4 protein-coding genes are annotated in these 2,061 nt (G+C 68.2%); 1 reads left to right on the forward strand and 3 read right to left on the reverse strand.

Going from position 1 to position 2,061, the window contains the following annotated elements:
• A partial coding sequence (locus tag JOY90_RS14160) for a CGNR zinc finger domain-containing protein (protein ID WP_291691745.1) occupies window positions 1-150 on the forward strand: 150 nt, incomplete at its 5' end.
• Window positions 151-183: 33 nt separating this feature from the next.
• On the opposite strand, the gene JOY90_RS14165 is transcribed toward JOY90_RS14160, so the two are convergent.
• The 3 genes from JOY90_RS14165 to JOY90_RS14175 form a co-directional block, all read right to left on the reverse strand.
• Window positions 184-1,425, reverse strand: coding sequence for an allantoate amidohydrolase (locus JOY90_RS14165; protein WP_291691743.1), 1,242 nt, complete (start codon window positions 1,423-1,425; stop codon window positions 184-186).
• Window positions 1,425-1,838 carry a DUF3830 family protein gene (locus JOY90_RS14170; protein WP_291691744.1) on the reverse strand — a complete coding sequence of 138 codons (414 nt, stop codon included), beginning with the start codon at window positions 1,836-1,838 and terminating at the stop codon, window positions 1,425-1,427. Before JOY90_RS14170 ends, JOY90_RS14165 begins: the two co-directional genes overlap by 1 nt.
• Window positions 1,839-1,925: 87 nt before the next feature.
• On the reverse strand, window positions 1,926-2,061 hold a 136-nt coding region (locus tag JOY90_RS14175; protein ID WP_367276933.1), incomplete at its 5' end, for an alpha/beta fold hydrolase.

Genomic DNA, 2,061 nt, shown 5'->3' on the forward strand with positions numbered 1-2,061 from the left:
ACCAGGCGGTGTGCAGGCCAGGACTGCGGCTGGCTGTTCTTCGACGCGACCAAGAACAATCGCCGCCGCTGGTGCGACATGCGCGTCTGCGGCAACCGCGCCAAGGTGCGGGCAGCCCGGGAAAGGCAAAGGCAGACGCGAAAGAGCTGATTGCATGGCGCGGCGCGTTGAAGCCGAGCGATACTAATCCGCGCGCGGACGAAAATTCTCGATCAGCCGCAACAGCACCCGCGCGCCGGCATCGGCGTCGGCGCGCTCGACATGCTCGTCGGGATGGTGGCTGACGCCGCCGCGGCAGCGCACGAAGATCATGCCGACGTCGGCGACGTCGATCATCGCCATGCCGTCATGGCCGGCGCCGCTCGGCAGCTCGAAGGGGCGAAAGCCCTCGGCCGCGATGGCGTCCGCGATCTGCTGCTTCAGCCCGGGCGCGCAGGGCGCGGTGCGGTTCTCGTGGGTGACGTCGAGCTGCAGCGCGAGACGGCGTCGCGCCGCGATCGTCTCGATGTTGCGAACGATGTCGGACACCGCGCGCTGGCGGTGCGCGTCGGTCGGCGCGCGGATGTCGATCGTGAACGAGACCTGCCCGGGGATCACATTGGTCGCGCCGGGCGCAGCATGGATGGCGCCGACGGTGCCGACCAGGCCGTTATCGTCGGTGCGGCAGAACGCCTCGATCGCGCCGATGCATTCCGCCGCGCCCGCCAACGCGTCGCGCCGCAGCGCCATCGGCACCGTGCCGGCATGGCCGGCGAACCCGGTCAGCCGCGCCGCCAGCCGCGTCGCGCCTGATATCGCGGTGACGACGCCAACCGGCAGGTCTTGCGCTTCCAGCACCGGCCCCTGCTCGATGTGCAATTCGACATAGGCCAGGAGCTCGCGGCGGTGACGCGCGGCGGCACCGAGCGCATCGGGGTCGAGGCCGAACTGCGTCAGCGCCTCGTGCATGGACACACCGTTCGCATCGCGCGCCGAAAGCGTGCTCTCGTCGAAGGTGCCGGCGACCGCGCGGCTGCCGAGCAGCGTGGAGGCGAAACGGACGCCCTCCTCGTCGGCGAAGCCCGTCACCTCGATCGCGAACGGCAGCCGCCGGCCACGCCGGTTCAGCTCCGCCACGCAGGCGATCGCGCTGATGAGGCCGAGCGGGCCGTCCCATTTGCCGGCGTCGCGCACCGTGTCGTAATGCGAGCCCAGCATCAGGCAGGGCAAGCCGAGTCGGTCGCCTTCATAGCGGCCGCAGACATTGCCGATGGCATCGAGATGGGCCTGCATGCCGGCCTCGCGCATCCAGCTCAGGATCAGCTCGGCCGCCGCGCGATGCTCCTTCGTCAGGAAGACGCGTACGAGATGCGCGTCGGTCTCGGAGATCGCGGCAAGCGCCTCGATCCGGGCGACGATGTCACCGCCGAGGTCGGCATTCGCCATCACACCAGCTCGAAGCGGATGTTCTGCGCGCCCTTCCACAGCACGGTCTTGCCGAGCGCCGGCAGATTCTCCAGGCCCGAGGTGAGGGTGATGAAATGGTTGCCGGCGAGCTGGCCCATCTTGCTCGCGAAATGCACGCCGCCATAGGCGAGCAGAATCTCGGTCTCGCTGATGCCGCCGGGATAGAGGATGATCTGGCCGGGCGCGGGATAGCTCGTATGGTTCTCGTAGGCGACGCCGAAATCGAGATCGCCGAGCGGCATCCAGACGCCCTCGCCGCTCCAGCGCACATGGATCACCTGGCTCTCGAACGGCATCGCCTTCTTGAACGCCGCGCAGGTCTTCGGCGCAAGCTGCTCCTCGAAGCGGGCCTGGAAGGTGAAGTCGCCGGCGTGGATGATCAATTGGCTCATCAGTGGTTTCCGCGGATCAGATGGAGGCGTGACGACATCCATTGCAGCCGGAGCCATCGGAAGCAAGGACCATTCCAGCGCTGCGCCTCAGCGCAGCGTGGCGAAGAACTTGCGGACTTCCGGGACGAACAGCTCGGGCTGCTCGAAGGCGGCGAAATGGCCGCCTTTGGGCATCTCGCTCCAATGCCGGATGTCGCGGTAGCTCGCCTTCATCCAGCGCCGC

Origin of the sequence: Bradyrhizobium sp. (assembly GCF_019242285.1) — a bacterium.
GTDB lineage: Bacteria > Pseudomonadota > Alphaproteobacteria > Rhizobiales > Xanthobacteraceae > Bradyrhizobium.

Excerpts from the sequence above, each read along its gene's own strand:
- JOY90_RS14165 (WP_291691743.1), bottom strand. The coding sequence starts at position 1,425 with ATGGCGAATGCCGACCTCGGCGGTGACATCGTCGCCCGGATCGAGGCG.
- JOY90_RS14170 (WP_291691744.1), bottom strand. The coding sequence starts at position 1,838 with ATGAGCCAATTGATCATCCACGCCGGCGACTTCACCTTCCAGGCCCGC.